Source organism: Rhodococcus sp. EPR-157, from assembly GCF_001647195.1.
Taxonomy (GTDB): Bacteria; Actinomycetota; Actinomycetes; order Mycobacteriales; family Mycobacteriaceae; genus Rhodococcoides.
In genome coordinates this window covers 1-3,339 of record NZ_LVCV01000354.1, presented here as the reverse complement: position 1 = coordinate 3,339, position 3,339 = coordinate 1, and the positions used below count along the sequence as shown (strand labels likewise).

Annotated in this window: 4 protein-coding genes; 1 reads left to right on the top strand and 3 read right to left on the bottom strand. The window is 64.0% G+C overall.

What is annotated here, in order from left to right; translation table 11 throughout:
- The 3 genes from A2J03_RS16370 to A2J03_RS16360 form a co-directional block, all read right to left on the bottom strand.
- The coding region (locus tag A2J03_RS16370; protein WP_068375904.1) for an ATP-dependent 6-phosphofructokinase at positions 1-943 on the bottom strand (943 nt) is incomplete at its 3' end.
- A gap of 78 nt (positions 944-1,021) precedes the next feature.
- Positions 1,022-1,684, bottom strand: a complete 663-nt coding sequence (locus tag A2J03_RS16365) for a response regulator (RefSeq protein ID WP_068375899.1) — start codon at positions 1,682-1,684, stop codon at positions 1,022-1,024.
- Between the two features lie 25 nt (positions 1,685-1,709).
- A complete protein-coding gene (locus A2J03_RS16360; protein WP_231912563.1) occupies positions 1,710-2,843 on the bottom strand; it encodes a sensor histidine kinase in 1,134 nt (377 codons plus the stop codon).
- Between the two features lie 268 nt (positions 2,844-3,111).
- Between A2J03_RS16360 and A2J03_RS16355 the strand changes: the two genes are divergently transcribed.
- A partial coding sequence (locus A2J03_RS16355; protein ID WP_156520422.1) for a hypothetical protein occupies positions 3,112-3,339 on the top strand: 228 nt, incomplete at its 3' end.

Below are 3,339 nucleotides of genomic sequence, written 5' to 3'. Positions count from 1 at the left end.
TCTCGGTGCCGCGCAGCGAGACCATCTTGCCGAAATCTCCTGCGTGCGCGGCATCGGCGGCATTGACGCCGAAGCGCGTGGCGAGCACCCGGTCGTACGGCGTGGGTGTTCCACCGCGCTGGACATGTCCGAGGACCGTCGTTCGCACTTCCTTGTTGATCCGCCGCTCGATCTCCTGACCCAGTTGGTGGGCGACGCCGGTGAACTTGACGTGGCCGAATTCGTCGATGCCGCCGTCGACCAGCGACATCGACCCTTCCTTCGGCTTTGCCCCTTCGGCGACGACGCAGATGAAGTGCGAGTCACCACGCTGGAATCGTTTGCGTACCAGATCGCAGACCTCGTCGACGTCGAACGGCTGCTCCGGAATGAGAGTCATATGAGACCCGGAAGCAAGGCCTGCGTGCAGAGCAATCCAGCCTGCGTGCCGGCCCATTACCTCGACGAGCATGACGCGCTGGTGCGATTCCGCGGTGCTGTGCAGGCGGTCGATTGCGTCCGTGGCAATGGTCAGTGCGGTATCGAAACCGAAGGTGACGTCAGTGCAGTCGATGTCGTTGTCGATGGTCTTGGGGACTCCGACGACTGGGACGCCTTCTTCCGAGAGCCAGTTGGCCGCGGTCAGCGTTCCTTCGCCGCCGATCGGGATGAGGACGTCGATCCCGTTGTCCTCGAGTGTCTCCTTGATCCGATCCAGGCCGGCGCGTAGCACCTCGGGGTTGGTCCTTGCTGTCCCGAGCATCGTTCCGCCCTTGGTCAGCAGACGGTCGTTGCGATCGTCGTTGCGCAGTTGAATGCGGCGATTCTCCAACAACCCACGCCATCCGTCCTGGAAGCCGACGACGGTCGATCCGTAGCGCGCATCCGCGGTGCGGACCACGGCCCGTATCACCGCATTGAGGCCAGGGCAGTCACCGCCGCCGGTCAAAACTCCGATGCGCAATTTTTCGCCTCTCGTCGACTCCATACCCGATACCTTAAATCTTGCCGCCTCGATGCGATGTCGGCAGCGCGAGCGCGCTCATCCCGGTGTGACGAGGCCGCTCTCGTACGCGAGCACCACGGCTTGTGCGCGGTCTCTCAGCCCGAGCTTCCCGAGAACCTTGCCCACGTGAGTCTTGACCGTCTGTTCGGCAACGAACAACGACGCGGCGAGCTCGGTGTTCGAGAGGCCTTGGGCAATCAATTCGAGAACCTCACGTTCACGTGGGGTCAGAACCGCCAACGTCGACGGGTGAGTGCGCGGAGCGGCGCGGCGCGAAGTGACGTCGGCAATGAGTCGCCGAGTGACCGATGGAGCGAGCAACGCCTCCCCCGCAGCGACGACGCGGACGCCCCGGATCAGTTCGTCGGCGGGTGCATCCTTGAGCATGAAACCACTCGCCCCGATGGTAAGCGCTTCGTAGACGTAGTCATCGATGTCGAACGTCGTGAGCATGAGGATCCGCACCGGCGGGTCGAGATGGGCGGACATCAGTGCACGCGCCGCCTCGAGACCGTTCATCTGCGGCATGCGGACATCCATCAGCACGACATCGGGTCGCAGCCGTTTCACCTCGGCGACGGCGGCCACGCCGTTGTCGGCGTCGCCGACCACACTGATGTCGTGCTGCGCTGCGAGCAGCGCCCCGAATCCTTGTCGAACCATTGCCTGGTCGTCTGCGATGAACACCGTGATGGCCACGGAAGAACACCCTATGCGCTTGGGGCTACGGTCCGGTGACAACCGCGGCCGATGCAGTGGACGGCAGCCGCGCGACCACCTCGAATCCCCCGTCCGAACGCGCCCTGGCATCGAGCCAGCCGGACACTCCGACAGCGCGATCTCGCATACCGGCCAGGCCGTGTCCGCCGGTTCCAGGTTGATGCGTCGCCACGCCGCGTTCTTGCGGACTGCCGTTGACGACCTCGAGATAGGTGACGTCGACCCCGTAGTCCAGCCGCACGTGAACATCGGTGCCCGGGGCATGGCGCGAGGCGTTCGACAAGGACTCCTGCAATATTCGATACAGCGCAAGACCTGTTGTTGCGGACACCATTTCCGCGCTACCGGCCGACTGCCAACTCAGGCGTACACCAGCGCGCGCACTGCTCTCCAGCAACGCTGGGACATCGCCAGCGCCGGGTTGAGGTGCGTCGTCGGCGACGACTCCGTCGCTCCGCAGAACACCGAGCATTCCTCGAATTTCGTTCAGAGCCTCGCGTGCTGTCGCGCCGATGGAATCGAATTCTGCAGCAGCGGCCGGTGATACGTCCGCGATCCGGTAGGGCGCACTCTGCGCCTGCACGACGACGAGAGACATGTGGTGCGCCACGACGTCATGTAGATCGCGGGCGATCTTGGCTTTCTCCTCCAGGATGGTGCGACGGGCGCGCTCGAGCTCGGAGACCTCCTCCTGTTTCGCGAGTTGCCGACGCGAGAGCACGAGCCAGCGAATCAACAGCCCGAACATCACGATCGCGGGCAGCGCGACGGCCCAGCCGATGCCGTCGTCACCCGGGGTGTAGCCCAAGAACAGCAGGACCGTCGATATCCATGCGAGCCCGACGATCTGCACCGCGCATCGCATGCTTACCGCGAGCAGGAGCGCAAGCAATACGATGATGTGGGTGACCTGCCAGGGGTAGTCGTAGCCTGGTACGCGATCGAACGCCACTGGGATGACGACGGCCGACCCAGCTGAAATCGCCCATCCGAGAGCGGGATTGGCGCGCACGAGTACGAACGGGAATACCGCAAGGGCAGCCACTACCGGCATGATCGGGGCCGGCACGTCGTGCGTGAGTTGGAGCGTAGGCAACGCGATCGAGTACAGAATCGCAGTCACAACGACGATCGCCACATCGACACCGCGACCGGGGGGAAGCGCAGCGAGGGCGCGCCGTACAGCTCCCGGCTGCTCGGTCCGGAGTGCCTTGCTCTTGGACGACCGTCTGATACCCACACGAAGAACTGTAGGAACTTCAGGGCGAAAAGTCGTCATACCTCGGAGTGAGATCGCTCCGCTACCCCAGTGGTAGACACCGTCGTCAGCGGTACCGCGAAGGCACCCGAAATAGGCACCGTAGACCGATTACCTGCTTCGGAGTTACTACTTAACGTCTGCCACCATGAGAAACAGAGCAGGACCACGCACTGCGCAGATCTGCATCGGGCTACTCGGAACAGGCGCCATGCTCGGGATCGGCTCTGTGAGCGCGCCGCCGTCAGCAGGAGCCGACATTCCTGTCGCCCGTGCGTCCCAGGCCGAACGGGCCCTCGACGCTGTGGCGACCGAACGTGGCGATCGGGCCCGTACTGCGATCCCCACCGCGTTCACGGAACGCTTCTACACCCCG